The organism is Candidatus Centipeda massiliensis, assembly GCF_900290285.1.
GTDB lineage: Bacteria > Bacillota > Negativicutes > Selenomonadales > Selenomonadaceae > Centipeda > Centipeda massiliensis.
Map to the genome: position 1 here is coordinate 504150 of NZ_LT985755.1, position 25549 is coordinate 529698.

Sequence of the window (25549 nt, forward strand, 5' to 3'; positions counted from 1 at the left end):
TCAGCCCCCTTCTTCGTTTGCGCCCTCATAATCCACGCTGAGCAGATACAGCCCACAGGCAGGTGCTGTTGGACTTGCAAGCCGCCGGTCACGCGCGGCAAAGATCTCGGCAAAACGCTCCAAAGAAATGCGTCCAACCCCCACGCTCACCACCGTACTCATGATGTTGCGCACCATGTGATAGAGGAAGCCATTGCCGTGCAGATAGCAGGAGAGACGACCTCCGCCTTCCTCCGTCAGCCGGATCTCATCGAGGGTGCGTACGGGCGACATCGGTGCCCCGCCCGCCGCACGAAACGAGGAGTAGTCATGTGTCCCCACGAGGAGTGCAAGTGCAGCACGCATCGCATCGAGATCCAGCGGCTGAAAGAGCTGCCACGCATAACTGCGCGTAAAGGGATTTGGAACCGCGCACTCCTCCAAACGATACACATACGCCTTGCCCCTTGCCGAATGCCGCGCACTGAAATCCCGCGCCGCCTCCCACGCCTCCGTCACAACAATATCGTGCGGCAAAAGACCGTTCACCGCGCGCGGCAAACGGTTCGTCGGGATACGTCCGTCCGTAAAGAAATTCACCACCTGACCGTAAGCGTGAACACCGGAATCCGTGCGCCCCGCTGCGGCAAGCTCCACCTGCTCACCGCAGACCTTCGCCAGTGCGCGTTCGAGCACATTCTGCACGGCGACCACGGGCGGCGTCTGCCGCTGAAAGCCATGATAATGCGTGCCGTCATAGGAAACCTTCAGTGCAATATTGCGTGCACGCGCCTTCATCCGCTCCACATTCTCAGGGCGCAATGCTCAGCCCCCCAAGACTCACGGCACAGATCCCTGCCGCACCGATAAAGAACACGGCAATCGCCGTGTAGTCCAGCCGCTCCGCGCGCAGCTCCTTCATCTGCGTACGCCCCTCCCCGCCGCGATAGCAGCGCGCCTCCATCGCAAGTGCGAGTTCATCCGCACGGCGAAACGCCGAGAGAAAGAGCGGCACAAGGATCGGCACAACGGCGCGCAGGCGCTGCACAATATTCCCGCGCTCAAAGTCCGCGCCGCGCGCCTTCTGCGCCTTCATGATGCGATCCAGCTCCTCCAGCAGCGTCGGCACAAAGCGCAGGGCAATCGTCATCATCATCGAGAGCTCATGCACAGGCACATGAATACGTCTGAGCGGTGAGAGCAGCGCCTCCAGACCATCCGTCAGGCGCAGCGGACTCGTCGTGAGCGTGAGCAGCGTACTGAGCAGTATCAGCAGCACCAGACGCAGCCCAATGTATGCACCGCGTGCAAGCCCCTCCCATGTTGCCGTAAAGGGTCCGAGGCGCAGCATCTCCTCCCCCGGCGTCATAAAGAGATGCACAGCAAATGTAAAGAGCACGATCCAGAGAATCGGACGAATCGAACGCAGCTGCATCCCGAGCGGTACCTTGGAAAAGATCATCAGGAGCGCGACGCTCACAGAGAGTGCAGCAAACCCTACCGCATTTTCCACAAAGAAAATAAGCAGCAAAAAGAAAAAGAGCAGAACAATCTTCACGCGCGGATCCATGCGATGCAGAAACGAATCCCCGGGCAGGTAGCGTCCAATCTGAATATCTTGCAGCAAAAGAGATCACATCCATTTCGTTTTTCCCATTATAACATTAAAGCAAGGTTTTTACATTTCTTTTTCTCCATATTTATGGTATAATACACGCAATGTAATAGGTTATCATTCTTCTTTTCAATCTATTTGAAGGCAGTGCTGAATGGATCAGTGCTTTCAGAGAATCATAGAAAGGTTCTATCATGATGGAAGAAGCATTCATTGGCCGGCAGGCGATATTGGATCAGCAGCAAAAGGTATACGCCTACGAAATTCTCTTTCGCAGTGGACTCAAGAACGCCTTTGATCCAACTCTTGACGGCAACGTAGCAACACAGAGTGTCATGGTAGGCGCGATGCTCGAATTTGGTCTAAAGAAACTGGTCTCCGACAAAAAGGCATTCATCAACTTCACCGAGCAAAACCTGCTGAACCGCGCACCAAAACTCCTTCCGCCGGAAAACGTCGTCGTAGAAATTCTCGAAAACGTGCAGCCGACGCCTGAGATCGTGGAGGCAGTACGGGAACTCAAGGCAGAGGGCTACAAGATCGCACTCGATGACTTCGTTCTCCTGCCCGGCTACGAGCCGCTCATCGAAATGGCAGACATCATCAAGGTCGACTTCCGCATCACAACCGATCCTGAGGAACGTCAGAAACTGCGTGAGATCTTGCCAAGCCACGTACGGCTGCTCGCAGAGAAAATCGAAACCGAGGAGGAGTTCCATCAGGCGATGGCGTTCGGCTATGTCCTCTTTCAGGGCTACTTCTTCTGCAAGCCGGCAATCCTGCACCAAAAGAAGCTGACAAGCAACGCCCTGTCCAGAATGCGTCTCCTCAAGGAAATCAATCGGCAAAACGTCGACTTTGCCTCCATGACCAACGTCATCTCCTCGGATACCAACCTCGTCCACAAGCTGCTCACCTACATCAACTCTGCGGGGATCGGGCTTGTGAACCATGTCTCCAACCTCAAACAGGCAACGGTACTGCTGGGTGCCAGCGGCGTAAAGCGCTGGGTCACACTCATCAGTCTGCAGACCTTCTCGGAGGACAAGCCGCCCGAACTCTTCACCCTCTCCCTCCTGCGCGCAAAGTTCTGCGAACTCATTGCCGGGGAACTCAAGCGCCCTGGACTCACGCAAGACGCAGGCTTCCTCATCGGAATGTTCTCGCTGCTCGATGTCCTGCTGATGCTGCCCATGGAAGAGGTGCTGAAGGAGGTCGCTCTCGCGGACGATCTCAATGCAGCACTCCTTGGCGAGGACAACGACCTACGCCGCATTCTCGATCTCGTCATCGCCTACGAGAAGGGTGACTGGGACAAGGTCATTGCATGCTGTGAACGTGAACACATTCCGGTCGATCACCTCAAGCCCAAATATGACGCCGTACTTGAGTGGTACAACGCACTGCAAAGCGTCAGCTGATGCGATATCAGCGATTCCTATAAAGAAAGCCCATCGGAGCAAGAACTCCGGTGGGCTTTTTGCTTGTCGTTTCAAAAACTTACTTCAACTTACTTTGGATTGTACTCCACAATCGTAATCTTCGTGTTCTCGTTGAGATCGATCACCTCGTCCTCCGAGATCGTGACAATCGGGAGCGGCACAACACCGTGCGGATACGCTGTGATCGTTCCCTCGCGATGATTGCTGAGCAGCACGCGCGAGCCGAGGAACGCATTCTTGATATTCGTCAGCACGGGGATACAGACCTGCGGGTCGAGCGACGTATACATCTGACGCGCAATCTCCGCCACAGCATCAAACGGCGTGCGGCGTGTATAACCCTCGCGCTCAACCGTGATATTGTCATAGAGATCAGCGACCGCAACAATCCGCGCATACAGGTGAATGTCTTCCCCCTTGATATTAAACGGGAAGCCGCTGCCATCCATGCGCTCATGATGCTGCAGTGCCGCCAGACGAACGCCCTCCGTGAGCCCCGCGACATTGTTGAGGATCTGTGCACCATCCACAGTGTGCTGAATATACCTCTCGTAGTCCTCACCCTTGAGGCTGTCGATATTCTTCTCAAGGAGGCGCTGGTCGAACTTCGACTTGCCGACATCGTGCAGGAATCCAGCAAGGACAACGTCCTTTGCCGTTTCACGGTCAAGCTGCATCCACTTCGCAATGACACCCGAGAGAATCGAAACGCGCAGGGAGTGATTGTAAATATCGCTTGCCAGATGATTGATCTCGTTCAGATAGTCAATCGTGCCGCTGCGGCGCGAGAGCGGCAGCAGATCACCCTGCACCATCTCATTGGTCTCGGCAACGGGAACAGAACCCGTTTTCTTCGTCTCCTCAAAGATGGATTTCGCCGTTCCAACCACATTTTCATACTGTTTGATGAACAGATTGCTGCGCGAGAAGATCGGCGACCGATCCTCCTTCAGTTCCGTCTCATCCTTAATGTAGACAACGGGAATCTTCAAAAACTTGAGTCGCGTGATATGCGCCGCCGTCAGCTCAGTATTCTCGGATACAACAACAACGCGTTTCGCGTTTGTGATCGTTCGCGCAAGTATCATTCCACTTTCAAGATCGCTCACGGATATTGCACGCAAGATAAGCCCTCCCTCGATTGACCCCTGTAGAAGCACCGCCGTCGATGCTCCCTTCGTTACGCTCAAAACTATTGCACCTATAAATATTTCGACCTTTATGAAAAAAAACCTGCCTCGATAAAATAAAACTTGACATAATTTTAATCCATACCGTATAATATTCCACGTTAGCACTTTATCTTATTAAAGAGATAGCAAGGAGAGTTATGAAGATGAACTGGAAAAATATCTTTATGGGCGCAGCGGTATTTGCGTTGTCGGCAGCACTGCTCACAGGCTGCGGCGGCAGCGAGAAGAAGGTTGTCTCGACGGACAATGCCGCAGAGATGGGAAAGATCATCGTCGGACTTGATGACAACTTCCCGCCGATGGGCTTCAAGAACGAGAAGAACGAGATCGTCGGCTTCGACGTGGATCTCGCGAAGGAGGCGGCGAAGCGTCTCGGACGCGATGTGGAGTTCAAGGCAATCGACTGGTCGAGCAAGGAGGCGGAGCTGAAGAGCGGACGCGTCCAGATCCTCTGGAACGGGCTCGACATCACCGACAAGCGCAAGGAGAATATGCTCTTCTCCAATCCCTACATGGACAATCGCCAGATCATCTTCGTGAAGAAGGGCAATACCTCCGTCACGGATGAGAAGAGCCTTGCGGGCAAGACCGTCGGCACGCAGAGTGCGGGCACAGCGGAGGAGTACATCGACGCGACCCCGTTCTACAAGGACGAGGTCAAGGCGGTCAAGAAGTACCCGGACTATGTCGCAGCATTTATGGATCTCGAGAACGGCAGACTTGATGCGGTCATCGGCGATGAGATCGTCGGTCGCTACTACATGAGCAAGCACCCCGATGAGCTTGCAGCACTTGACGTGGTCGTCGGTCCCACGAGCGAGTTCGGCATTGCATTTGCCAAGGACAATACGATACTGCGCGATGAGGTGCAGAAAGTGCTCGACGAGATGAAGAAGGACGGCACGATGGCAAAGATCTCCACCGAGTGGTTCACGAAGGACATCACAAAATAAATAACGGAAGAAGGGCTGCCGTTTCGCGCGGCGGCTCTTTTTTCCTGCAAGGACGATAAAACGAATGGATAAAACACTGGATACGATACTGCTCATGCTCGAGGGCTCGACCATCACCCTCGAGATTTTCTGTGTCACGCTCGCACTCTCCCTACCGCTCGGACTCTTTGCTGCGCTTGGGCGGCTTTCACGTTTCCGGCTGCTCAGCCGGCTGCTCGAAATCTATATATGGATCATGCGCGGCACACCACTGATGCTCCAACTGCTCTTTGTCTACTTCGCCCTGCCGATGGTCGGCATCATGCTGCCCGATATTGCAGCGGCACTCCTCGCGTTTGTCCTCAACTACGCCGCCTACTTCGCCGAGATCTTTCGCTCCGGCATACAGGCAGTCCCGCGCGGACAGTTTGAGGCGGCGCGTGCGCTCGGCATGAGCGCCCCGCTCACCATGCGGCGCATCGTCCTGCCGCAGGTACTGCGCATCACACTTCCACCGGTCAGCAACGAGACCATCAACCTCGTCAAGGACACCTCGCTCGTCTACATCCTCGCCATGAACGACCTCCTGCGCGTCGCACGCACCATCGTCCAGCGCGAGTTCGACATGACCCCCTTCCTCATCGCTGGCATCTTCTACCTCGTAATGACTGCCGTACTCACATGGGGATTCAAGAAACTGGAGGCGCACTATGGCAGATACGACAGCTAAGGAAATCATGCTCTCCATGCGCGGCATTCACAAATCCTTCGGCGATCTCGGTGTCCTCCGCGGCATCGACCTCAGCCTCGCACGCGGCGAGGTGCTCGCCATCATCGGCTCATCCGGCTCCGGCAAGTCGACCCTCCTGCGCTGCATCAACAAACTTGAGACGATCGACTCCGGCAACATCACAATTCGCGGGGAAAAGCTCTGTTGGACGAAGGACGGAGAAAGCACCGCGACCTACGCAAGCACTGCCGACGTACGACGCATCCTCATGTCCACGGGCATGGTCTTTCAGCAGTTCAACCTCTTTCCACACATGACCGTCATCGAAAATCTCATCGAGGCACCCATTCACGTCAAGGGGCAGTCCAAAGATGAGATCCTCCCCTACGCACGCGAACTCCTCGCAAAAGTCGGACTCTCCGACCGCGAGAACTACTACCCGAGCCAGCTCTCCGGCGGACAGCAGCAGCGCGTCGCCATCGCGCGCGCACTTGCCATGAAGCCTGACATCATGCTCTTTGACGAACCGACCTCCGCGCTCGACCCCGAGCTCACGGGTGAGGTACTGCGCACCATGCGTGCCCTCGCCGCCGAGCGCATGACCATGATCGTCGTCACGCATGAGATGGCGTTCGCCCGCGAGGCAGCAACCAATGTCATCTTTATGGAGAACGGTGTCATCGTCGAACAGGGCGAGCCACAGACCTTCTTCCGTGCGCCGAAGGAAGAACGGACACGGGAGTTTCTGCGGAATATGCTTTGAGATTCCAATAAGGCTATGATATTTCTTCAATGGTATGGTATAATAGAACTATGATAGGAGGGAATATGAAATGCCTGCGCTAAGTATGTTCTTCGGAATCATCATTTATATGTACCGTGAAGTCGGTGGAAAACATAATAGTCCACATATACATGCCGAGTATCAGGACTATGAAGCGGTCATTTCCTTAGATGGAGAATTGATTGAGGGCGAACTTCCACGCAAGAAACTGAAACTAGTCGTCGCATGGCTCGAAATACATGCGGATGAACTGACAGCAAACTGGAAACTTCTCAGCAATGGCGAAGCCCCGTTCAAAATTCCTCCTCTGCAATAAAGGAGTACATATCATGCCACAGCCAAAAGTACTCGATGTACAGCCCCTTCCTGATTATAAATTACTGCTGCTTTTTGAGACAGGCGAGAAGAAAGTTTTTGATGTAATGCCGTACATCAAAGGGTCATGGTACGAAAAGCTAAAAGTTCCCGCTGTTTTTCAAACAGTCCATGTATCAGGTGCTACAGTTGCATGGGCAGATGGGCAGGACATTGCCCCACACGAGCTCTATGACGATTCTGTACCCGCTGTTTGATGAAAAAGGAGGAATCTCATGTCCGCACAGATCATCGACCTCAACCGCATCAAGGAACTCGAAGTAGACGAACTGATCGACATCTTTAACGAGATGATCGAGGAAGCCCCCGCGCAGGGAATGCCCGAAGTCGCCGCAATGGCGCAGGAGGTCAAAAAGGATATTCTGAAGACGGTTATAAAAGGCGAGTAACGCTAAACAGGGCAGATGCAGAGGTGACGAACCTCTGTATCTGCCCTGTTTTTGTTTGTATCAAAGATAATCAACGATACAACGATTATTTAAGGATTCGAGGGTAACGAGGCTGAGTTTCGCCATCTCCTCATCGGTGAATTCATATTCGCAGTCACCGATAAGCCGAGCCATCAGGAGCAGGAAGAGACGAACGTTCGTTAAGCCCATCATCTTATCCCACTCAGCCGTATTTTCCAAATTAGTTGTATCTCCATCCGATAAACAAATTTGGAATGTTTTCCTATTCCCATTGATAAAAATCACATCTGAGATCCCTGTATATGGTGTCCAATTTGCATTGCCACTTTCTCCTAATAGATAAACTCCACGATTCGTAAATATGATTTCCTCATTCGAGGAGAACAAATTAACACTTGTTGTTCCTCCAATAATAATTTCATCACGCTCTACGATTCCCTTGCGAATCCACTCCCGATCCGATGTGATGTTTGGATTTATCTCATAGGTATAGCCATTCTTCCAGTATCCTTCTTTCTCCCAGAGAATTTTGCCTGATTTCAAACATCCCAGAATCATGACGGAACACAGTTCTGCCATAACATGAGCGTTGATGATATGTCCATTCATCCATTTAATTGCGGGTCTTATCCCCTCACCTGCTGCCTTGGCATACCATTTCCACGCCAAATCAAAGTTTTCCTGAACGCCGTCACCATTATCATAACAATTTGCTAAATTGCACATTCCCCATCCAAAGCCTGCTTCTGCTGACCTTTGAAACCATTTAGCAGCTTGTTTGGCATCCTGTGTCACGCCATTCCCACGAGAGTATAGCACACCGATTCGATTCATGGATTCAGCATCCCCTTGTTCAGCAGCCATTTCATACCAACGCAGTGCTCCCGTATACATCTCATCAGTAGCACTGTATCCCCCCATGCGCCGCTGCGCAGGAGCATAGCCTTCATCGGCAGCTTTACGATACCATTTCTTTGCCTCCGCATCGTTCTGTTCTACGCCAGTACCATACTCATAATCAAGGGCTAAATAGTACATTCCTTGTGTGTTTCCTGCCTCGGCAGATTTACGATACCACTCTGCACCAAGAACAGGATTCTCCGGAACGCCATTCCCCTCATCGTAAAGCATTCCGAGGCTCCACATGGCATAAGAATTTTCTAATGCAGCAGATTTCTCATACCATTTTATCGCTTCGCCAATATCCTCCCCCGTTCCCTCACCGTCACGGTAGCAATCTCCTAGCCACCACATCGCCCCATCATGCCCCGCACGTGCCGATTTTAGAAACCAGTCAAACGCTTTTTCTAAATCTTGCTCAACAACCTTCCCCTCACGATATTTAACACCCATCCACCACATAGCATCAGCGTCCCCCAGTAAGGCTTGCTTTTCCGTCCACCGTATCGCACTTCTATAGTCTTCAACCTCTTCAAAATGTGTTTCTAAGCGATCCATCGCCCCGACATTGCCCTGATTCCCCGCCTTGACCAAAAGGCGGATCATCGCCTCTTCTTTGCCCTGCTTTTCATACAGCTCTGCAAGAGCAAGAATAGCATCGTCACAGCCGAGGTCGATTGCCTTTTGATAGCACTCGACGGCTTTCTTATCCTTTCCATTTTCCTCGTACTGCTGTCCCTGCTCGAAGTATTTGCGCGGCTCGTCCGCCACGGCTTCCCGATACTGCTCATCAAAGGGCAGATCGACAAAATGAATCCCCAGTGCCTCAAAATCGACCGCCGTCTTGCTGTCAACCACAGCGACGGCGTTCCCAACACCGAGATAGGTCTTGTTCTTCACGTTCAATGGGATGTGGAAATTCTCTTTACACAGAATTATCTCCTGTGCCCCCTCCTTGATGAGCCTGTCCAAATCCCCCTGCTCGAACGCAGCGAACTCCGCCATATCGCATAGAATGGGATTCGTTGTGTACTGACTGAGCCGCTGGCGGTTCTCCTCGCGTTTTTGGATAAGGCTGCTGTCCACATGATCCGTGGCAACCCCCTCGACGCCAAGGACGGCGCAGAGCTGTGCGGCGAGATCGGGGGCATCGCCGTCAAGAGCCGCGACCTGCTCCGCCATCTCCGGCAAGTAGTGATCGTCGAGCCAGATTTTCAGTCTGCCGTTATGGAACTGGGCGATTATTTTTTCGAGATCAAAATGCGTGCGCACCTCCTCGATATTGCTGCGTGCCAGATAGCCGTCCTTCAGTTCCAGTGGGAATTTCACCTTTCGTGCCATGATGCTTCCTCCACATTTCTTTATTGCGCCCCTGTTATGTAGTGACATTTGTCAAGAGCAAAAACGAAAAAACATGAAGGAAGGGACGACATTTTGAAAGAGCCTTAGAATATACAGTTCACGTCAGTGCCACTCTGTTATGCGCGGATTGGGTACCGCAGTGGAATGGTTCGCCGAGAGCTCTACGATCTTCCAGCGTGAATCACAACCTGTGTCACATAGGGGCGACGTAGATAGCTGAACCTTGCTGTGCCAAGGCTCCATCAAAATGCCGTCCCTTCCCTGCTTGGTGGTTTAGATTGCTGTGTGCCCAGTCATCATCCCCCATATAAAACAGCTCAGTTCTCTGGCAACGGCTGTGACAGCGACGTTATGCTTCTTGTTATGCCGCAACACCATGCGGTAGAACTTGCGCCGCAGTCGCTCATTCGCCTTGTCCGCGTATGCAATGACCTCGGACGTATTTCCCTGTTGGCGCTCCTTGAGCAGTCTTGACTTGTAGCCGGGCTTGCCGCGTCCATAACACTGGGATGCCTCAACCAGCAGTTTCCTCAGATGCGTGTTTCCCGCCTTTGTGATGCCGGTACGTGACTGCTTGTCGCCACTGGAACGCTCGCCGGGCACAAGCCCCAAGAAGGCGGCATATTGTTCGGCTTTGGCAAAGCGGCGGAAATCGCCTGTTTCGGCAACGAGTGCCAGGGCGGTATGCGTGCGCACCCCGATGAGGCAGGAGAGCTTCTTGACGTTTTCGGCATAGCGCTCCCCTTGGGCAAGTTCTTCGATACGTGCATCAAGGCGCTCGATCTTGTCGGCGAGCTGGTGCAAGGTGACGAGGTACTCATCGAGGACTTCACGCAGGAGATCATCGAGCGCAAGCGCTTTCAGCCAAGCAAGATGCCTCTGCGTCCAATACGATCTGCCCTCGGTGAAGTGCAGATCGTAGCGCATGCAGAACGCCTGGATCTGCTGCTTGATCTTCTTGAGGGCGATCTTGTGGTCATCGCGCATGCGGATGAAATCCTTGACGGCGGCGTCCTCCTTGGTGGGGATATGGACGGGGCGGAAGGCACCAAAGGCAAGACAGCGGGCAATCTTCATGGCGTCGCGCCGATCAGTTTTGATCTCGTTACGATGGAAGGGGGGCATGGTGGAGGGTGCGAGAATGGTGCAGGGAATGCCGTGCTTTTGGAGCTGGTGGTAGAGGGAGAAGCCGAGGGCGCCTGCTTCGTAGCCGCAGAGGAATTCACAGGGGGTTCCAAGATTGCGCTGTACCTTCTTCAGGTACGTTAGGATGTTCTTGACCTCTGGTTCCATTTGGACGGTAGCGAAGCATTCATCGTTGGTGAGAGTGTAGCAGGAAAGCGTGTAGTTTGAGGCATGGACATCCATGCCGACATAGACTATACTATTCATGGTGGCCTCCTTTTGTATGCGGTAATTCCTGAGATAGACTCTACCTCTATTCTACAGGTAAATCCACGATTTACAAATGTGAGGTCACTACATATTATCTTCCACCGCAAGCGGTTCCCCTTCCCCGCTGTGGCGGGGGAGGCTTTTTTACTACGGCATATCAGCTTCCCCCCCCGAAGCGGGGGAAGTGGCGAGCAATGCGAGCCGATAGGGGCACCTCATTCTCTCAATCAAATATGCTCAATATCGCCCTGCCAAAGCTCTTCACGGTCTCCACCGCCTTTGTCGCGACCTTGTGCAGTCCCTCGGCGACGGTGGTTACGGCGGGTTGGATGATCTTGAAGCCCGCATGAACAGCAGAGGCGATTTTCTTGCCCGACTGACTGCTGATCGCAGAGCCGACCGCCATGCCAAGGACGGGACCGACAACGGGAATTGCAGAGAGCATACGCGCACCGATGCCCTTTGAGCAGAGGTCGCCGATGGCTGCGGAGGCGACGCGCCCCACACGGTCAACCGCCGCCGCAACACTGAGTTTCCCGCTGAACACCTGCGCGGCGGTGCGTACGCCCTCGACACCCCAACAGGCGATGTTCGTGAGCACGGGCAGCGGCGTTGCCTTCTTAAGGAACGGAACGATGCCGCGCTCGACGGCAACGTAGAGTGCCCCCGTTGCGACCGCCTTGATGCCGCGATCAGTCTCCGACCCGGTCGGCTCCTCTCCAAGATCAATCCCCGTATTGAGCGGCTCGCTCGTCTCCCCCTCGGCATATTTCAGTCCCGTATCCAGTGCCGCGCCGCCGACGCCTGCAAGCACGGCTTGTTCGGCAACGCCCTGTGCAACGATCTGCGCAGGGATTGTCTGCCACGATGTACCGCCCGCTCCATCGGGGACACGCTCCTCGACGGCGGCGGGAAGCCTTAGGTCTGCGCTTTGCTCCGCGCTGTGCAGTGCGGCATATACCTCGTTGTTGCCCGCTGCAAGTGCCACCTGCGCCTCGGCGAGGTAGCGTGCCCGCTCCTCCTCGGTCGCGCCCGGTACGGAGAGCAATTTTTGCTGCAGCCACGTTTCCTTTGTCCCGCCGCTCTGATAGGTCTCCTCGATGGCGTTCATGTTCTCCGTGAACTGATCGACACCGTCCATGATGGAGGAGCTGAGTTCCTGCGCCGCCTCCGCCGTCATGCCGCCGACGCGCTGAATGAACTCCTCACCGAGCCAGACGGCTGTGCTCTTTTCCTGCGGCTTTTCCATCCACGAGGAGATCATGTCCTTTGCAAGGGAGAAAAGCCCCTTGGATTCCTCCGTCCGAAATCCTTCCAGATGAATGTCGCGTGCCATTCCTACTCCTCCCGTGATGCGTTCGTGAATTTCTTGGACTTGTAGGTCTTGTCCATCTCCTCGATGGCATCCTCCATCGTCTCGGAGATGGGGTGCGTGCGTCCGATTGCAGCCTGCAGATCCTCCGTGGTGACGTGATCCTTGCCCGCGACAAATGCCGCCTCGATGCCGTCGCGCACGACACTTTCGATATCCGCGCCGCAGTACCCGTCCATCTTGCGCGCGAGCGCGGCGACGTCGATCTTGGCGAGATCGGCACTCCGCCGCTTACCAATGTGGAGGCTGATGATCTTTTCGCGCTCGCTCTGATTCGGGAAGTCCACATAGAAGATCTCGTCAAAGCGCCCCTTGCGCATGAGCTCGGGCGGCAGATGTGAGATGTTGTTCGCTGTGGCGACAACGAAGGCAAGGCTGTCCTTTTCCTGCATCCATGTGAGAAAGCTGCCAAAGAGGCGCGTCGTCACCTCGGAGCTGCCGCCCTGCGCTCCCGCTCCCGCAAACGCCTTTTCGAGTTCGTCGATCCAGAGGACGCAGGGCGAGCTTGCCTCCGTCAGCTGCAGCGCACGACGCATATTCGCCTCGGACTCGCCGACGTATTTGCCCATGAGCCTCCCCATGTCCATACGCAGGAGCGGCACGGCGAACATACTTGCCGCCGCCTTTGCCGTAAGCGACTTGCCGCAGCCCGGCATCCCCGCAATGAGTACGCCCTTCGGAATGTCGACACCGAACTCCTTCGCGCGGCGCACGTCGCGGAAGATCTGTGCCTTTGTCCGCAGCCAGTCCTTTAGGTTCTGAAGACCGCCGATATCCTCGACGGTCTCCTTCACCGTCACCATCTCAAGGATGCCGGACTTTTTGATCATCTGCTGTTTTTGACGGAGCACCATCGGCAGGTCACTCGCGTCAAGCTGCCCGTCATCGCTCACGGCAAGTGAGAGAATGTTGTCGATCTCCGTCTCACTCAGCCCACGCAGGTGCATCGCAAAGGTGTCAAGCAACTCCTCCACGGGGGCAGGCATATCGTTACTCTCAAGAAAATGAAGAATGTGCTCCCGTATCTTCTCGGGGCTTAGATAGTCCAGACTCATAAGGGTAATATACGGCTCAAGTGCACGTGGAATCGTGCCGAGCGGCGAGAGAAGAACGACGGTACAATCGTCCATCGTACCGCCCGCGATACGCTCGGCAATGCAGCGCAGACGCGAGACAATCGCAGGTGATTCGAGTTCGCCTGCGACATCTTCGAGCACGAGGATCTTACGTGCGAAGTTTTTATCCAGCAGTACTGTGTCGAGTGCTCCGCTCAGAGGCGACGGATAGCGAAGCCCCGCGCCCGCGTCCTCATAGCCGCTGTGCAAACTCCATTTGATGATGCCGCGCCCCTTCTGCGCCGCAAGCTCAGCGAGAATGTCCTGCACTTTCCCGTTCTCAAGTGTATCGACGTAGAGAATGGGCAAATATGCGTCCATGTACTGTTCAAGTTCCTTGCGGAATACCGGCTGATCGTTCATGATGCTCCCTCATTTCTCATCCATGTGGATTAGGGAATCGCTGATAAAATGAAGTCCGTCAGATTGACGTAGATTTTTTCGTCCGAACAAGGAGGCAAACCGGACGCATAGCAGGGCTATGTGGAGGATTTGCCGACACAGTGCGGACAAAAAAGATGCGTCAAGATGACGTGGCTGAATTTATCAGTGCTTCCTTAGTACGTCCGATTCACCACCCATGAATGTGGCTGATTGCCCGGCTTGCGCGGGCATTTCCCCGGCTGAGGACGCCCTGCCTGCATACTCTTCTGCTCCTTTTTTCCGCAGTAGGTACACATAAACTCGGTCATTTTTGGTGCTGCCATGATGCTTCATCCTTTCTCTGATCCTTGCACATCGGCAAGTTATCCACAGATTACCCTTATCTTAGGAATCGCTGATAAAATGAAGTCCGTCAGATTGGCGTAGATTTTTTGTCCGAACAAGGAGACAAACCGGACGCATAGCCAAAGCTATGTGGAGGATTTGTCGACACAGTGCGGGCAAAAAAGATGCGCTAAGATGGCGTGGCTGAATTTATCAGTGCTTCCTTTATATAATAGCACTTGTCACCCCCCCGTAAAGACGTTGGCAATACAAAAAGAGCAGACGAATCTGCTCTTTTTGTATTGAGAGATATTCACTTACGCTGTCTGCCGCAAGGTCTTCTCCGTCCAGAGATAGGCAAGTACGACAGGAATCGCCGCGCCGATCCATGCGAGTGGATTCGCCATGCACGCGCCGAGGAAACCGAGGGAACTGCAGAGGAAAATGGCTGCAGCCGCGCGCATGATGAGCTCCATCGCGCCCGCAATCGTCGGTATGACGCTCTGACCGAGCCCCTGTAGGACGTTGCGGTAGACAAGCAGGAGCGCGAGGATGATGTAGCACGATCCGTTGACGATGAGGAAGGTATGCCCGTAGGCGATGACCGCCGCCGCCCCCTCCGCATCCGCACCGACGAAGAGCTCCAGAAAGAATGTTCCGAACGCAATGAGGAGGATGCCGATGCCGACGGCAAACGCCATCGACATTTTGAGACACGCGCGCACGCCCATGCGGATGCGCTCGTACTGCTGCGCTCCGTAGTTCTGTGCCGTATACGCTGCCATCGCATAGCCGAACGAGAGCATGGGCATGACGGCAACCGCATCGATCTTCTGCGTCGCTGCATAAGCTGCGACGGGCAGTGCGCCGAGGTTGTTCAGCGCGACTTGCAGGATGATCGCACCGATGGCAATGACGGAGGACTGGAACGCCATCGGCAGCCCCATGCGCAGATGTGCCATGAGGACTGCGCCGTTGGGCTTCCAATCCGACCAGTGCGTATGGAGCGCGGGTATGCGACGGCGAATGTAAATGTAAAAGATGAGCGCACCAATCGCCTGTGAGAATACCGTCGCGCCTGCCGCGCCCGGAATGCCCCAGCCAAGCACGAGGATGGCAACCGGTTCGAGTGCGATGTTGATGCCGAGCGTGATGGCAAGAATGATGGTTGGTGTCTTGCTGTCACCAAGCGCACGAACAAGGCAGTTTTGCAGATAGAGCAGAAGAAAGACGATGAGCCCCGCAAAAATAATCGAGATAAAATCGTATGCTCCGTCAACAATCTCGGACGGTGTCTCCATCAGGATGAGCAGCGTCCGTGTCAGCGGCAGGACAATCGCGGTCAATACGAGCACAAACACCACACCGAGCAGAATGCACGCCGCTGCACTCTGCCGCACGCCGCGCCGATCTCCTGCACCGAACCGCTGTCCCGTATAGATCGTCACTCCCGTGCAGAATCCCATGATGAACCCGAGCGTCAAAAACATGAGGCTGCCCGTGCAGCCGACCGCCGCGAGCGCATTGACCCCAAGGAAACGTCCGACAATGAGCGTATCAATAAAGGCGTAGAGCTGCTGCATCATATTGCCCGCAACAAGCGGCAGGGCAAAGAAGAAGATGAGCCGTGCGGGATCGCCCTCCGTCATGTTTTTCGTCATTCGACATACCTCGTCACAAAAATGCGCAGCTTCTCTTGGAGGAAATAGGTATTCGTATAGAGAGCATTCACATTCGGCGCAAATTTGATAAGATAGAGCTGCGGATTTCCGCTCACCCAGAAATCTGCGGGATACGGTGTCACCGCAAACCCTTCCCTTTCAAAATAGAGTACGGCACGCGGCAGGTGGAACGCCGAGGTCACGAGGATCGGCTGCGTGAAGCCCTCACGCCGCAGAATCTCTGCGGAATAGCGCGCATTCTGCCCCGTCGTAAGACTGCGTGTCTCGACGTAGATCATCTCATCGGGCACGCCAAGCGATAGGAGAACACGCCGCGCGATCTCCGCCTCCGACCCCGTATCACTGAACACCTGCCCGCCCGAGAGGAGGATCGGCAAATTGTAGCGCCGATGAAGCCGCAGCGTCGTGAGCAGACGCGAAGACGGACTCTGCGCGAGCATTCCCACGCCGTCCACATCCTGCACATCCGCAATCGCCCCACCGCCAAGCATGACGATCACATCCCCCTGCGCTTCCGCAGGTACACCGTATGTCCGCTCAAGGGTTCCCATCAGACGATCAGCAACCGCTCCGATGGAGAGCAGATACAGCGCACACGCAAGCGCGGCGAGCAGCCCCGCTGCACGGTGTTGATGTCGTTTTTTCCAAAGATAGACGGCAATCCCGAGCATCGCAAGAATGAAAATGCCCGGCGGCAAAATCCATGCCGCACCAAATTTCAAAATATAGATCAAGTATCATCAGCCCTATCAAAACACAATACAACACATCAAAAATAATCCAAACTTCGTATCGTTACGCAATTTTGCACATATATGAGGTGCGTGTGCAACGAATCATATTATAGGATATTTTAGGGAATTTTTGTAGCCATCACAGACAAAAGAAAAAGGAAATGGCATACCACAGGCTTATAAAAAGAGCACCTTTTCAGATGCTCTTTTTCATCTTGATTTTCTGTTTGACACACCCAACCCAAACACTGCTTCCATCTCTATGCCAGTGCTGCAAGCTGCTCGCGCGCAATAGCTATGTCTCGACACCGTCTCTCATAGATTTGTCGGTCAAACTCCACGAGTGTAACAAAGCAATCGGTATATGCAGAGGTATCGATATCGTTGACGTTACTCGCAGGTGGATAATCTCTTTCCGATACCCCCTCAAGCATACATCCGATCGCATCCTGCGCCATCCACATCGCCTGTTCCAAGGTTCTTCCCTCCGTGAAGCATCCCTCAATATCGGGGACTGTCACAGTATAACCACCCTCTTCGGCCGTCTCGAACACCGCCGGATAATAATGCTTCATTTCTATCCACTCCTCCAAACAGGATGATTCCAAGAATCCATTGCTATATAAGACCTGCCTGTTTCAAAATCTTATGCCCCAATCCCTTCCCCAATGTACCCGCGTGAATCGGAACAACTGTTGTTTTTCGTGTCAGTGGATTCCACATCTTTTGATGCGATCCGGAACTTGATACGGCTTTGCGAAATCCATTCTTCTCCAGCAGCCGTATCATTTGCCTCGCAGTCATCGGCATCCCAACCGCCTCCCATCACAAATTATAAGGTGTGTAGATAGGAGCGTCAACATCCTTTCACCAATTTATCAGCGATTCCCTAATTACAAAAAAGGAAAATACGCCTCCATCGCGAATATTTAGAATATATAACGAAGCACGTTTTTCTGCGCGCTTCTTCGTTCATTCTATCAAAATCTGTGTAGAATTACAAAGGAGAGTTTATTCATGGCAATCATCGAATCCGAGCACATCGATGCCGAGAAGCGCTTTGGCGGGAATGGTACCATCCACATTCAGAAGCTCCTCAGTCCGACCGAACTCGATGGCAAATGCGCGATGTATGCGCGCGTGACGATCCCGCCGCACGCATCGATGGGCGTGCACAAACACGAGGGCAACACGGAGACCTATCACATTCTCTCGGGGCGTGCACGTTACAACGACAACGGCACGGAGATCGAGATCGGTCCGGGCACGACGACGTTCTGCGGCGACGGCGAGGTACACGCCATTGCCAACGCCTCCGAGACCGAGGATCTCGTCTTTATGGCGCTGATTATCAATAAGTAGCGTGATGTGCTCGACTTTCTCAATCAACACGAGGAGGTGCTTGATTGGCTGATATCAAAACGGAGATTGGCGGCTTTTTGCTCGAATGGGATGTGGAAAAAGAAAAACTCAATCGAAGAAAGCACGGCATATCCTTTGAAACAGCAGGTCGCATTTTTCTCGACACGAAGCGTATCGAATACTATGATGTACTGCACAGCATGGATGAAGACCGTTTCGTAACGATTGGCATAGTTGACGGCTTGTTATCTGTCGTCTATACAGAACGTGAAAATGATGTGTTACGACTGATTTCAGCGCGAAAAGCTACGGAAAAAGAAAGGAGAGCTTATGAACGCAGATCATTCTGAAATACTGCTCGATAACGACAGTCCGGAACTCACGGATGAGCAGCTGAAAATCATGAGCCTTGTCCTCTCCCATAAAGGAACGCGCGGAGGCTCACGAAAGGCACTGTATATTCAGGGACGTGAGGAGGAACGTATCAACGCACTGCGGAATCTGATGGACAGCATGAGTATGTCGCTTCAACAGGCAATGACCGCTCTGAAAATCCCCTCCTCGGAGTATAAAAAATACGCAGCTGTCATCTAGACAGACACGAATCCCCTCATGGAATATGTATCCGTGAGGGGATTCGTGCATCTATTCATACCGCAGCGCATCAATCGGATCCAGCCGTGCCGCCTTGCGGGCGGGGTAGATGCCGAAGAAGAGACCGATGCCGACGGCAAAGGAGAACGAGACGAGGATCGGCAGGAGCTCGATGGTGGTGGTAAGCCCGCCAAACGAGCCAATCAGTTTGGAGAGCGAAACGCCGAGCGTGATGCCGATCACGCCGCCGACGATGCCGATGACCATGGACTCGATCATAAACTGCATGAGCACATTCGAGGAGGTCGCGCCGAGTGCCTTGCGGATGCCGATCTCGCGCGTACGCTCGGTGACGGAGACCATCATGATGTTCATGATGCCGATGCCGCCGACGAGCAGCGAGATACCTGCGATCGATCCGAGGAGCAGCGTAATCATATTCGTGTTCTCCGTAAAGCTCTCCATGAGGCTCGTCATGTTGCGAACGGTGAAATCGTCCTCTGCCCCGTGACGAATGTGGTGCCGCTGACGCAGCAGATTCTCAACGTCTGCCTGCACCTGATTCATCCGCTCGGGACTCGACACCTGTATGTTGATGGCTTGGACGTAGGTAATGGCGAGCATACGCTCCTGTGCCGTCGTGATGGGGATATAGATCACGTCGTCCTGATCCTGTCCGATGGACTGCCCCTTCTCCGCCGTCAGTCCGATGACCTTGAACGGCTGATTGTGGATGCGGATGTTCTTGCCGATGGGGTTCTCCGTGCCAAAGAGATTGGAGGCGACGGTCGGTCCGATGACGGCGACACGACTGCGCTTTGCCATATCGTTTGCGGTGATGAACGACCCGTTCTCGACCTTGAGTGAGCGGATCTGCATCAGCTCCGGCGTGACGCCCTCCACCGTCGTATTCCAGTTGAGATTCCCATTCACGACCTGATAGGCACCGGAGACCGAGGGAGATACGTAGTCGATCCCTTTGATCTTGCTCTCAATCGCCTTGGCATCATCGTATTTCAGTGACTTGCGCGAGCCTGCCTTGCCGCGCACACCGCCCGTATTCGCGGAGCCGGGCATGACGATGAGCATATTCGAGCCGAGGCTCGCAAAGGAGTCCGCAACACTCGTACGCACGCCCATACCGATGGAGACCATGGCGATGACGGCCCCCACGCCGATGATGATGCCGAGCATGGTGAGGAGGGAGCGAAGCTTGTTTGCGAGCAGGGCGTTCACCGCCATGCCGAAACATTCCTTAAACAACATCCATCACCACCCCCTTCCCCTCATCGCGCGTGATCCTGCCGTCGCGGACGAGCAGCTGACGGTTTGCACGCAGGGCGATCTCCGGCTCATGCGTGACGAGAATGATCGTGTGCCCCTTCTCGTGCATCCGCGCAAAGAGATCCATGATCTCCTTTGTCGACTTCGTATCGAGATTGCCCGTCGGCTCATCCGCCATGATGATGTGCGGGTCGTTGACGAGGGCGCGGGCAATCGCAACGCGCTGCCGCTGCCCGCCCGAGAGTTCGTTCGGCAGATGCGCCCCACGGTCAGAGAGCCCCACGGCGGCAAGCATCTCCTGTGCCCGCTCCGTGCGCTCGCGCCGCCCAACACCTGCATAGACGAGGGGCAGGGCGACATTGTCGAGCGCGGAGATGCGCGGGAGCAGGTTGAAGTTCTGAAAGACGAAGCCGATCTTCTTGTTGCGCGTCGCGGCAAGGGCATCATCGCTGAGACCCGCGACCTCCGCGCCGTCGAGTTTGTACGATCCTGCGCTCGGTCGATCCAAGCAGCCGAGGATGTTCATAAGCGTGGATTTCCCCGAGCCCGATGGTCCCATGAGCGCGGCAAACTCGCCGCGCCGAATTTCGAGGTCGATGCCGTCCAGTGCAGCAAGCGTCTCGCCGCCGATCCGGTAGAGCTTGCGGATCCCATGCAGGCGGATGGTCGGTATTTTCTGTTCCACTGCGATCACCTCCGCATCAGAACGGCGGCGGTCCGCCCGCGTGCATACTCATCGGAACGACCTTTGCCGTGTAGGTGCTGACGACGCGCTCGCCCTCGCTGAGCCCCGAAAGGATCTCGACATACTCATCACTGTAGATGCCCGTCTCGACGTAGCGCATCTCCTGCGTGCCATCCTCCTGCAGGACGAGGACGTAGGAGCCCGCTGCGTCCGTCTTGAGCGTCGAGAGCGGTACGACGAGCGCATCGTTTCGATCTGCCGTGTTGATGACGACGCGTGCCGTCATCGCAGGCAGCAGGAGATTTTCGGGATCGTCCACATCGAGAGTCACATAGTAGTAGATGACGCTCGTGCTCGATGAGGCGGATGAAGCGGATGAACTTGTATCCCAGCTGTTCGTCACGTCGGTCTGCGAGATCTTCGAGACGCGTGCCGTAAATTTCTTGTCCGTAAAGGCATCGACGGTAAACGTCGCCTCCTGCCCGATGCGGATGTTTCCGATATCCGTCTCATCCACCTTCGCCTTGATCTGCTTCTTCGAGAGGTCGGCAATGCGCATGATGACGGTCGGATTGTCCGAGCCCTGCACCGCCATCGTCCCCGCTGTCTTTGGCTCGCCGACGACAACGCCCGAGATCGGTGCGGTGATGATCGTCTCATTCGCATCGGAGTTTGCTTCTTCAAGGGTCGACTGTGCCGTATCGTAGTTGTATTCCGCATCCTCAAGGTCGGATTTGGACTTCGCGCCGATGCTCTCAAGATAGCTCATGCGGTTGTACTTTGCGCGTGTATTCGTGACACGGTACTGCGCCTGGTCGCGCTTCGCCTCATAGTCCTTGCCGTCGAGCGTTGCAACCACCTGCCCCGCCGTGACGGTATCGTTTTCCTTGACGAGAACGGAGCTGATGCGCGCTGTGATTTTCGAGCTGACCTCCACCGAATCCACAGGGCGAATCGTCCCCGTTGCCTCGACAGTCGACTTGATGTCCATACGCTGCACGGCAACCGTCTCGACGGCATGTGCCGTCTTTTCTGCCGCACTCGACTCCATGTACCAATACACGCCGCCCGCAGCCAGCACCGCCGCGACTACACCAATGCCGATGATTGTCCTTCGTTTCATTTACTCCACCGCCTTCGCCGCAGCGTCCGTACCGCCCTCAATGTATGCTGCCTGTGCCGCCGCACGCTCCTCAGCGGTCACGGTGGGAAGCCCCTCCGCTGCCGCGCGCTCGCTTTCCGTCAGCGCTGCCCCCATCAGATTCTCGACCTGCGCACGATAGCGTGCGTAGTCATAGCGTGCACTGATCGCATTCGTCTCCGCTGCACTGAGTGCCGTCTGCGCGTCGATGATGTCGAGCAGGATGCCCTCGCCCGCGCGGTAGCGTTCATTCGCGATGTAACCGTCCTCGCGTGCCTGACGCACAGCATCTCCCGTCGAGGCAAACCGCTGCTCCGCCTCGCGCATATTGAGGTATGCCTTGCGGAGGTCAAGGTCTATACTCTCTTCCTCCTTCTTCACGTTCAGCAGAGCAATGTCGCGCTCCGCCTCCGTCGCCTCAATCGCGGCGCGCGTGACACCGCTGTCAAAGATGTTCCAGCTGACCCCCACGGACGCAGATACGTCCGCGCTCGTATCATGACGCGGCTGGAACTGGCTCGTGAGCCCCGTGCCGAGGGTGAGACTGACGGAGGGTTTCTTCCCTGCCCGTGCGCTTTCGACGGCAAGTTCACGCTGCCGCAGCTGATCACGCGCGGCTGCAAGATCAAGGCGGCTGCGGTATGCGTATGAAATACAGTCTTCCACGGATGTCCCAAACGGTTGAACGGCGACCTCTGTCGTGAGCGTCAGCGGCTCCGCATGGTCGATGTTCAGCAAATTGCGCAGCGCTGCGAGATTCACCGCATAGGTATTCTCCGCGCGGATCAGCTCCTGCCGTGCGTTCGAGAGCTCTACAGATGAGCGGAGCACATCAATTTTCGCCTGTGCGCCCGCATCATAGAGTGCCGTGACATTCTTCAGGTGCGCGTCGTATTTGTTCACGGTGTCGCGCTGCACTTCGATCTTCTTGGCTGCCTCCACGGCATTCCAGTAGGCGGCAGTCACCTCGTATTTCAAATCCTCACGCGCACGCTCGGTCGTGAGACGCGCCACACGCGCACCAATCTCGCCCGAGGCAATATTCGCCTCGTTTGCACCGCCGCTGTAGAGCGGCAAATGTGCCGAGACGCTGAGCGCATTACTCGTCCGTGCGTTCTCGTCCCGCGCCTTGCTCATGCGCAGGGTATCACTCGCCTCTGCCGAGATGCTGTTCTTGCCGCGTGCCTGTTTCAGCGCAGCATCTGCCGTCCGCTCGCCCGCCTGCTTGATGCGCAGTCCCGTATTCGCCGCGAGCGCCGTGTCGATTGCCTCGTCGAGCGTGAGATTCATCGCATGCACAGACAGTGGTAAGATAAGTGCCGTACTCAGAACGGCGGCGGCAAATACACGGCGGCACTGCCGCCTTTGCCTATCACGAACCATAAAGTCCTCCTCAGTATAGGAAATACGTCCATATAGCAATGCGCCCATGCTAATGCAGGGGCGCTATGTGCTTATTAAAAACCTGTTATTTTTCTGTTAGAGCGTCGGATGCTCCGTCAGATACTGCTTCGCCGCCTCGAACTGCACATCCGTCGTGTCCTGTGGACTCCGCTCGACTGTGATGTCGGGCGTGATGCCCGTGCCGTCGATGGAGCGGCCGTTCGGCGTCACATACTTTGCGATTGTGAGCTTTAGCCCATCTTCGTGAAAGAGCGGCAGCACTGCCTGCACGGATCCTTTGCCGTATGAGGTTGTGCCAATGATCGTGCCTGCGCCCGTATCCTGGAGTGCCCCCGCGAGAATCTCTGAGGCGCTTGCACTGTTCTCGTCAATGAGGACAACGATCGGATATTTCCGTGCGCCGAGGGAGGAGCGATAGACCTCCGCACCGCCGTCGCGGTCAATGACAGAGACAATCGTGCCCGCCGGAACGACCTGCTCGGCGACTGCAACACAGCTAGTGATGAGCCCGCCGGGGTTCTCGCGCAGATCGATGATGAGTGCGGTCATCCCCTCACCCGCGAGGCGGTTCATCTCCGCCGCAAACTCCTCGCCCGTGTGCTCGGCGAACGATCCAATGCGAATGTAGCCGATGGTCGTTCCCTCGACGAGCACGCCGCGCACGGACGCAACCTGTATGATGTCACGCGTGATCGTATACTCCTGCTCTGCACCGTCCCGCAGGATGCGAAGCACGACCTGTGTGCCCGCCTCGCCGCGGATGCGCAGGGCGACCTCCTCATTCTGCAGCTCGCTCGTCGGCGTACCGTCCACGGCGAGGATCTCATCGCCCGCACGCAGCCCTGCCGCCTCACCGGGCGTGCCCTCGAGGACAGAGATAATCTTGACGTTGTTGTCTTTAAACCCCATCGTCACGCCGATGCCGCCGAACGAGCCCTCTGTATGTTGACGCAATTCCTTGAACATCGAGGGCGGCATGTAGACGGAGTGCGGATCGTCGAGCGAGGCGACCATGCCGTTGATCGCGCCGTCAATGAGTTCCGTCGTATTCGGCGGGTTCACATAGCGCGCCTGAATGAACTTCATCACACCGAAAAGGCGCAGCACATCATCCGCATACAGCCCTGCCGAGCGGAGAAGTACGCCCGTCGCGAGCATGGTCAGCATACTCCCGAGAAGTACAGACAAAACGACAATGAAAATTAGTTTTTTTCTGTTCATATTCTCTTTCGTTTACAAATATGCGAGCGGATTGACCGGCTCGCCATTGACGCGCACCTCGAAGTGGCAATGGGGTCCTGTCGAGTTGCCCGTAGAGCCGCACTCGGCGATCAGCTCGCCCTGAGCGACACTCTGTCCCGTGCTCACATCGAGCGACTGACAGTGTCCATACAGTGTCGAGATTCCACCGCCATGATTGATGATGACGGCATTCCCATAGCCCGAGATCCACCCCGCATACTCGACCGTTCCCGCCTGTGCCGCATAGATCGGATCGCCGTAGTCGCCGCCGATATCGATGCCGCTGTGGAACCGCTGTGCCCCCGTGATCGGATGCGTACGCCAGCCGAAATCCGACGTGATCGATCCCGCAAGCGGCCAGATCATCGCTCCCGACCCCTGCACTGGGAGATTGCGCAGACCGCTGTGCTGGAGCATACGCGTAATGCGTTCCGATGCTGCGCGGGACTCGTCCTGCTTGCGGTCAATCGTCTCCTTATCGTATTTCATCTGATCGATGAGTGCCTGCTGCGCCTCGATCTTCTCCTCCATCGCGAGCCGTGCCTCACGCGCCTTCTTTTCCAGCGGCTCTTGCGCCGCCCGATCCTTTTCGAGTTCTTCCTTCAGCGCACGCATTGCATCGCGCTGCGTGAGCACCTCATGGACGAGATCATAGTCCTGCTTGATGACACGTTTGAGGAGATCCATGCGCGTCAGGAAGTCCGAAAAATCCTTTGCACCAAAGAGTACATCGACGTATGAGATCTGTCCGTTGATGTAAATATCGCGCACGCGCCGCCCCAGCGCCTCACTCTTGCGGTCATAGTCACGCTCCGCGACCACAAGTTTTTCCTCGTTCTCCTCAAGTCGTTCGAGCGTTGCATTGAGCTCAGCGCGACGCGCCTTGTGCTCGGCGATTGCCGCCCCCGCCTCCTCATCGAGAATACGCTTCTGCTCGGAGAGCGAATCGATCTTGCCGGCGAGCTCATCACTCTGCCGCCCCAGTTCCTCAACCTGCGCGTCGTAGCTGTCGCGCTCCTCCTCAAGCGTTGCCGCCGCTCCCTGCCCTGCCGTAAAAAACGCAGTGACAACGAGAGCGGCAACCGTCTTTTGCATTGCTGATTTCATCG

General features: G+C 55.4%; 28 protein-coding genes and 1 pseudogene. 11 read left to right on the forward strand and 18 right to left on the reverse strand.

Features of this window, described 5'->3' with window-relative positions; all coding sequences use genetic code 11:
* Entirely contained in the window at positions 1-777 is a 777-nt protein-coding gene (gene truA, locus C8273_RS08400) for a tRNA pseudouridine(38-40) synthase TruA (protein WP_106627323.1), read from the reverse strand.
* 13 nt (positions 778-790) lie between these two features.
* Positions 791-1606: an energy-coupling factor transporter transmembrane component T family protein gene (locus tag C8273_RS08405; RefSeq protein ID WP_106627269.1), complete on the reverse strand. Its 816-nt coding sequence runs from the start codon at positions 1604-1606 to the stop codon at positions 791-793.
* Between the two features lie 185 nt (positions 1607-1791).
* Between C8273_RS08405 and C8273_RS08410 the strand changes: the two genes are divergently transcribed.
* Positions 1792-3015 carry an EAL and HDOD domain-containing protein gene (locus C8273_RS08410; protein WP_106627324.1) on the forward strand — a complete coding sequence of 408 codons (1224 nt, stop codon included), beginning with the start codon at positions 1792-1794 and terminating at the stop codon, positions 3013-3015.
* Positions 3016-3104: 89 nt separating this feature from the next.
* Here the strand turns inward: C8273_RS08410 and C8273_RS08415 are convergent, their stop codons facing one another.
* Positions 3105-4124 carry an HD-GYP domain-containing protein gene (locus C8273_RS08415; protein WP_106627325.1) on the reverse strand — a complete coding sequence of 340 codons (1020 nt, stop codon included), beginning with the start codon at positions 4122-4124 and terminating at the stop codon, positions 3105-3107.
* A gap of 248 nt (positions 4125-4372) precedes the next feature.
* Here C8273_RS08415 and C8273_RS08420 point away from each other — a divergent pair, with 248 nt between their 5' ends.
* The 6 genes from C8273_RS08420 (at position 4373) to C8273_RS12645 (ending at position 7439) form a co-directional block, all read left to right on the forward strand.
* Complete coding sequence (locus C8273_RS08420) at positions 4373-5182, forward strand: amino acid ABC transporter substrate-binding protein (protein WP_106627326.1); 810 nt, start codon at positions 4373-4375, stop codon at positions 5180-5182.
* A gap of 64 nt (positions 5183-5246) precedes the next feature.
* Positions 5247-5891 (forward strand): amino acid ABC transporter permease, encoded by a 645-nt coding sequence (locus C8273_RS08425; protein WP_106627270.1) that lies wholly within the window; start codon positions 5247-5249, stop codon positions 5889-5891.
* Positions 5872-6654 (forward strand): amino acid ABC transporter ATP-binding protein, encoded by a 783-nt coding sequence (locus tag C8273_RS08430; RefSeq protein WP_106627271.1) that lies wholly within the window; start codon positions 5872-5874, stop codon positions 6652-6654. Before C8273_RS08425 ends, C8273_RS08430 begins: the two co-directional genes overlap by 20 nt.
* Before the next feature lie 70 nt (positions 6655-6724).
* Complete coding sequence (locus C8273_RS08435; RefSeq protein WP_106627272.1) at positions 6725-6991, forward strand: DUF4160 domain-containing protein; 267 nt, start codon at positions 6725-6727, stop codon at positions 6989-6991.
* Positions 6992-7004: 13 nt separating this feature from the next.
* Positions 7005-7247: a DUF2442 domain-containing protein gene (locus C8273_RS08440; protein WP_106627273.1), complete on the forward strand. Its 243-nt coding sequence runs from the start codon at positions 7005-7007 to the stop codon at positions 7245-7247.
* Between the two features lie 18 nt (positions 7248-7265).
* Complete coding sequence (locus tag C8273_RS12645; RefSeq protein WP_159060749.1) at positions 7266-7439, forward strand: hypothetical protein; 174 nt, start codon at positions 7266-7268, stop codon at positions 7437-7439.
* A gap of 60 nt (positions 7440-7499) precedes the next feature.
* Here C8273_RS12645 and C8273_RS08445 read toward each other — a convergent pair whose 3' ends face one another.
* The 5 genes from C8273_RS08445 to C8273_RS12745 all read right to left on the reverse strand — a co-directional run bounded on the left by C8273_RS08445 (position 7500) and on the right by C8273_RS12745 (position 14311).
* Positions 7500-9701 (reverse strand): SEL1-like repeat protein, encoded by a 2202-nt coding sequence (locus C8273_RS08445; RefSeq protein ID WP_159060750.1) that lies wholly within the window; start codon positions 9699-9701, stop codon positions 7500-7502.
* Positions 9702-9995: 294 nt separating this feature from the next.
* Positions 9996-11114: an IS110 family RNA-guided transposase gene (locus C8273_RS08450; protein WP_106627275.1), complete on the reverse strand. Its 1119-nt coding sequence runs from the start codon at positions 11112-11114 to the stop codon at positions 9996-9998.
* 226 nt (positions 11115-11340) lie between these two features.
* Positions 11341-12453, reverse strand: coding sequence for a hypothetical protein (locus tag C8273_RS08455; protein ID WP_106627276.1), 1113 nt, complete (start codon positions 12451-12453; stop codon positions 11341-11343).
* A gap of 2 nt (positions 12454-12455) precedes the next feature.
* Entirely contained in the window at positions 12456-13967 is a 1512-nt protein-coding gene (locus C8273_RS08460; RefSeq protein ID WP_106627277.1) for an AAA family ATPase, read from the reverse strand.
* Positions 13968-14161: 194 nt separating this feature from the next.
* On the reverse strand, positions 14162-14311 hold the full coding sequence (locus C8273_RS12745) for a hypothetical protein (protein ID WP_172664495.1): 150 nt from the start codon (positions 14309-14311) through the stop codon (positions 14162-14164).
* A 103-nt stretch (positions 14312-14414) separates the two neighbouring features.
* On the opposite strand from C8273_RS12745, the pseudogene C8273_RS13210 reads away from it, so the two are divergent.
* Positions 14415-14537 (forward strand): annotated as a pseudogene (locus tag C8273_RS13210) (secretion protein HlyD); the annotation flags it as partial.
* 92 nt (positions 14538-14629) lie between these two features.
* Here the strand turns inward: C8273_RS13210 and C8273_RS08480 are convergent.
* The 4 genes from C8273_RS08480 to C8273_RS08495 all read right to left on the reverse strand — a co-directional run bounded on the left by C8273_RS08480 (position 14630) and on the right by C8273_RS08495 (position 17538).
* Positions 14630-15973: an MATE family efflux transporter gene (locus C8273_RS08480; protein WP_106627278.1), complete on the reverse strand. Its 1344-nt coding sequence runs from the start codon at positions 15971-15973 to the stop codon at positions 14630-14632.
* Positions 15970-16728 carry a YdcF family protein gene (locus tag C8273_RS08485; protein WP_106627279.1) on the reverse strand — a complete coding sequence of 253 codons (759 nt, stop codon included), beginning with the start codon at positions 16726-16728 and terminating at the stop codon, positions 15970-15972. The genes C8273_RS08480 and C8273_RS08485 overlap by 4 nt, the downstream gene beginning before the upstream one ends.
* A 260-nt stretch (positions 16729-16988) precedes the next feature.
* Entirely contained in the window at positions 16989-17303 is a 315-nt protein-coding gene (locus C8273_RS08490; protein ID WP_106627280.1) for a type II toxin-antitoxin system HicB family antitoxin, read from the reverse strand.
* Between the two features lie 43 nt (positions 17304-17346).
* The gene (locus C8273_RS08495; RefSeq protein WP_106627281.1) at positions 17347-17538 is read right to left on the reverse strand and encodes a type II toxin-antitoxin system HicA family toxin; all 192 of its coding nucleotides are present in this window, start codon (positions 17536-17538) and stop codon (positions 17347-17349) included.
* Between the two features lie 207 nt (positions 17539-17745).
* Between C8273_RS08495 and C8273_RS08500 the strand changes: the two genes are divergently transcribed.
* Genes C8273_RS08500 through C8273_RS08510 form a run of 3 tightly spaced genes read left to right on the forward strand, consistent with a single transcriptional unit; the run spans position 17746 to position 18684 of the window.
* Positions 17746-18090 (forward strand): cupin domain-containing protein, encoded by a 345-nt coding sequence (locus C8273_RS08500; protein WP_106627282.1) that lies wholly within the window; start codon positions 17746-17748, stop codon positions 18088-18090.
* Between the two features lie 44 nt (positions 18091-18134).
* Entirely contained in the window at positions 18135-18440 is a 306-nt protein-coding gene (locus C8273_RS08505; protein ID WP_106627283.1) for a BrnT family toxin, read from the forward strand.
* Positions 18421-18684 (forward strand): hypothetical protein, encoded by a 264-nt coding sequence (locus tag C8273_RS08510; protein ID WP_234343956.1) that lies wholly within the window; start codon positions 18421-18423, stop codon positions 18682-18684. The genes C8273_RS08505 and C8273_RS08510 overlap by 20 nt, the downstream gene beginning before the upstream one ends.
* Before the next feature lie 51 nt (positions 18685-18735).
* Here the strand turns inward: C8273_RS08510 and C8273_RS08515 are convergent, their stop codons facing one another.
* From C8273_RS08515 to C8273_RS08540, 6 genes are all read right to left on the reverse strand, one after another.
* Complete coding sequence (locus C8273_RS08515; protein WP_106627284.1) at positions 18736-19950, reverse strand: ABC transporter permease; 1215 nt, start codon at positions 19948-19950, stop codon at positions 18736-18738.
* The gene (locus C8273_RS08520) at positions 19940-20653 is read right to left on the reverse strand and encodes an ABC transporter ATP-binding protein (RefSeq protein WP_106627285.1); all 714 of its coding nucleotides are present in this window, start codon (positions 20651-20653) and stop codon (positions 19940-19942) included. Before C8273_RS08520 ends, C8273_RS08515 begins: the two co-directional genes overlap by 11 nt.
* Before the next feature lie 16 nt (positions 20654-20669).
* Positions 20670-21776 carry an efflux RND transporter periplasmic adaptor subunit gene (locus C8273_RS08525; protein WP_106627286.1) on the reverse strand — a complete coding sequence of 369 codons (1107 nt, stop codon included), beginning with the start codon at positions 21774-21776 and terminating at the stop codon, positions 20670-20672.
* Entirely contained in the window at positions 21777-23177 is a 1401-nt protein-coding gene (locus tag C8273_RS08530; RefSeq protein ID WP_106627287.1) for a TolC family protein, read from the reverse strand.
* A gap of 96 nt (positions 23178-23273) precedes the next feature.
* Positions 23274-24419: a S41 family peptidase gene (locus tag C8273_RS08535; RefSeq protein WP_106627288.1), complete on the reverse strand. Its 1146-nt coding sequence runs from the start codon at positions 24417-24419 to the stop codon at positions 23274-23276.
* 12 nt (positions 24420-24431) lie between these two features.
* The gene (locus tag C8273_RS08540) at positions 24432-25547 is read right to left on the reverse strand and encodes a murein hydrolase activator EnvC family protein (protein ID WP_106627289.1); all 1116 of its coding nucleotides are present in this window, start codon (positions 25545-25547) and stop codon (positions 24432-24434) included.
* Positions 25548-25549 lie beyond the last annotated feature (2 nt).

Coding starts and splice junctions, on each gene's coding strand:
- C8273_RS08510 (WP_234343956.1), top strand. CDS start 18,421: ATGAACGCAGATCATTCTGAAATACTGCTCGATAACGACAGTCCGGAA.
- C8273_RS08480 (WP_106627278.1), bottom strand. CDS start 15,973: ATGACGAAAAACATGACGGAGGGCGATCCCGCACGGCTCATCTTCTTC.
- C8273_RS12645 (WP_159060749.1), top strand. CDS start 7,266: ATGTCCGCACAGATCATCGACCTCAACCGCATCAAGGAACTCGAAGTA.
- C8273_RS08445 (WP_159060750.1), bottom strand. CDS start 9,701: ATGGCACGAAAGGTGAAATTCCCACTGGAACTGAAGGACGGCTATCTG.
- C8273_RS08440 (WP_106627273.1), top strand. CDS start 7,005: ATGCCACAGCCAAAAGTACTCGATGTACAGCCCCTTCCTGATTATAAA.
- C8273_RS08525 (WP_106627286.1), bottom strand. CDS start 21,776: ATGAAACGAAGGACAATCATCGGCATTGGTGTAGTCGCGGCGGTGCTG.
- C8273_RS08435 (WP_106627272.1), top strand. CDS start 6,725: ATGCCTGCGCTAAGTATGTTCTTCGGAATCATCATTTATATGTACCGT.
- C8273_RS08515 (WP_106627284.1), bottom strand. CDS start 19,950: ATGTTGTTTAAGGAATGTTTCGGCATGGCGGTGAACGCCCTGCTCGCA.
- C8273_RS08535 (WP_106627288.1), bottom strand. CDS start 24,419: ATGAACAGAAAAAAACTAATTTTCATTGTCGTTTTGTCTGTACTTCTC.
- C8273_RS08540 (WP_106627289.1), bottom strand. CDS start 25,547: ATGAAATCAGCAATGCAAAAGACGGTTGCCGCTCTCGTTGTCACTGCG.
- truA (WP_106627323.1), bottom strand. CDS start 777: ATGAAGGCGCGTGCACGCAATATTGCACTGAAGGTTTCCTATGACGGC.
- C8273_RS08430 (WP_106627271.1), top strand. CDS start 5,872: ATGGCAGATACGACAGCTAAGGAAATCATGCTCTCCATGCGCGGCATT.
- C8273_RS08425 (WP_106627270.1), top strand. CDS start 5,247: ATGGATAAAACACTGGATACGATACTGCTCATGCTCGAGGGCTCGACC.
- C8273_RS08495 (WP_106627281.1), bottom strand. CDS start 17,538: ATGCCGATGACTGCGAGGCAAATGATACGGCTGCTGGAGAAGAATGGA.
- C8273_RS08455 (WP_106627276.1), bottom strand. CDS start 12,453: ATGGCACGCGACATTCATCTGGAAGGATTTCGGACGGAGGAATCCAAG.
- C8273_RS08410 (WP_106627324.1), top strand. CDS start 1,792: ATGGAAGAAGCATTCATTGGCCGGCAGGCGATATTGGATCAGCAGCAA.
- C8273_RS08415 (WP_106627325.1), bottom strand. CDS start 4,124: ATGATACTTGCGCGAACGATCACAAACGCGAAACGCGTTGTTGTTGTA.
- C8273_RS08420 (WP_106627326.1), top strand. CDS start 4,373: ATGAACTGGAAAAATATCTTTATGGGCGCAGCGGTATTTGCGTTGTCG.
- C8273_RS08450 (WP_106627275.1), bottom strand. CDS start 11,114: ATGAATAGTATAGTCTATGTCGGCATGGATGTCCATGCCTCAAACTAC.
- C8273_RS08460 (WP_106627277.1), bottom strand. CDS start 13,967: ATGAACGATCAGCCGGTATTCCGCAAGGAACTTGAACAGTACATGGAC.
- C8273_RS08530 (WP_106627287.1), bottom strand. CDS start 23,177: ATGGTTCGTGATAGGCAAAGGCGGCAGTGCCGCCGTGTATTTGCCGCC.
- C8273_RS08490 (WP_106627280.1), bottom strand. CDS start 17,303: ATGAAGCATTATTATCCGGCGGTGTTCGAGACGGCCGAAGAGGGTGGT.
- C8273_RS08500 (WP_106627282.1), top strand. CDS start 17,746: ATGGCAATCATCGAATCCGAGCACATCGATGCCGAGAAGCGCTTTGGC.
- C8273_RS12745 (WP_172664495.1), bottom strand. CDS start 14,311: ATGGCAGCACCAAAAATGACCGAGTTTATGTGTACCTACTGCGGAAAA.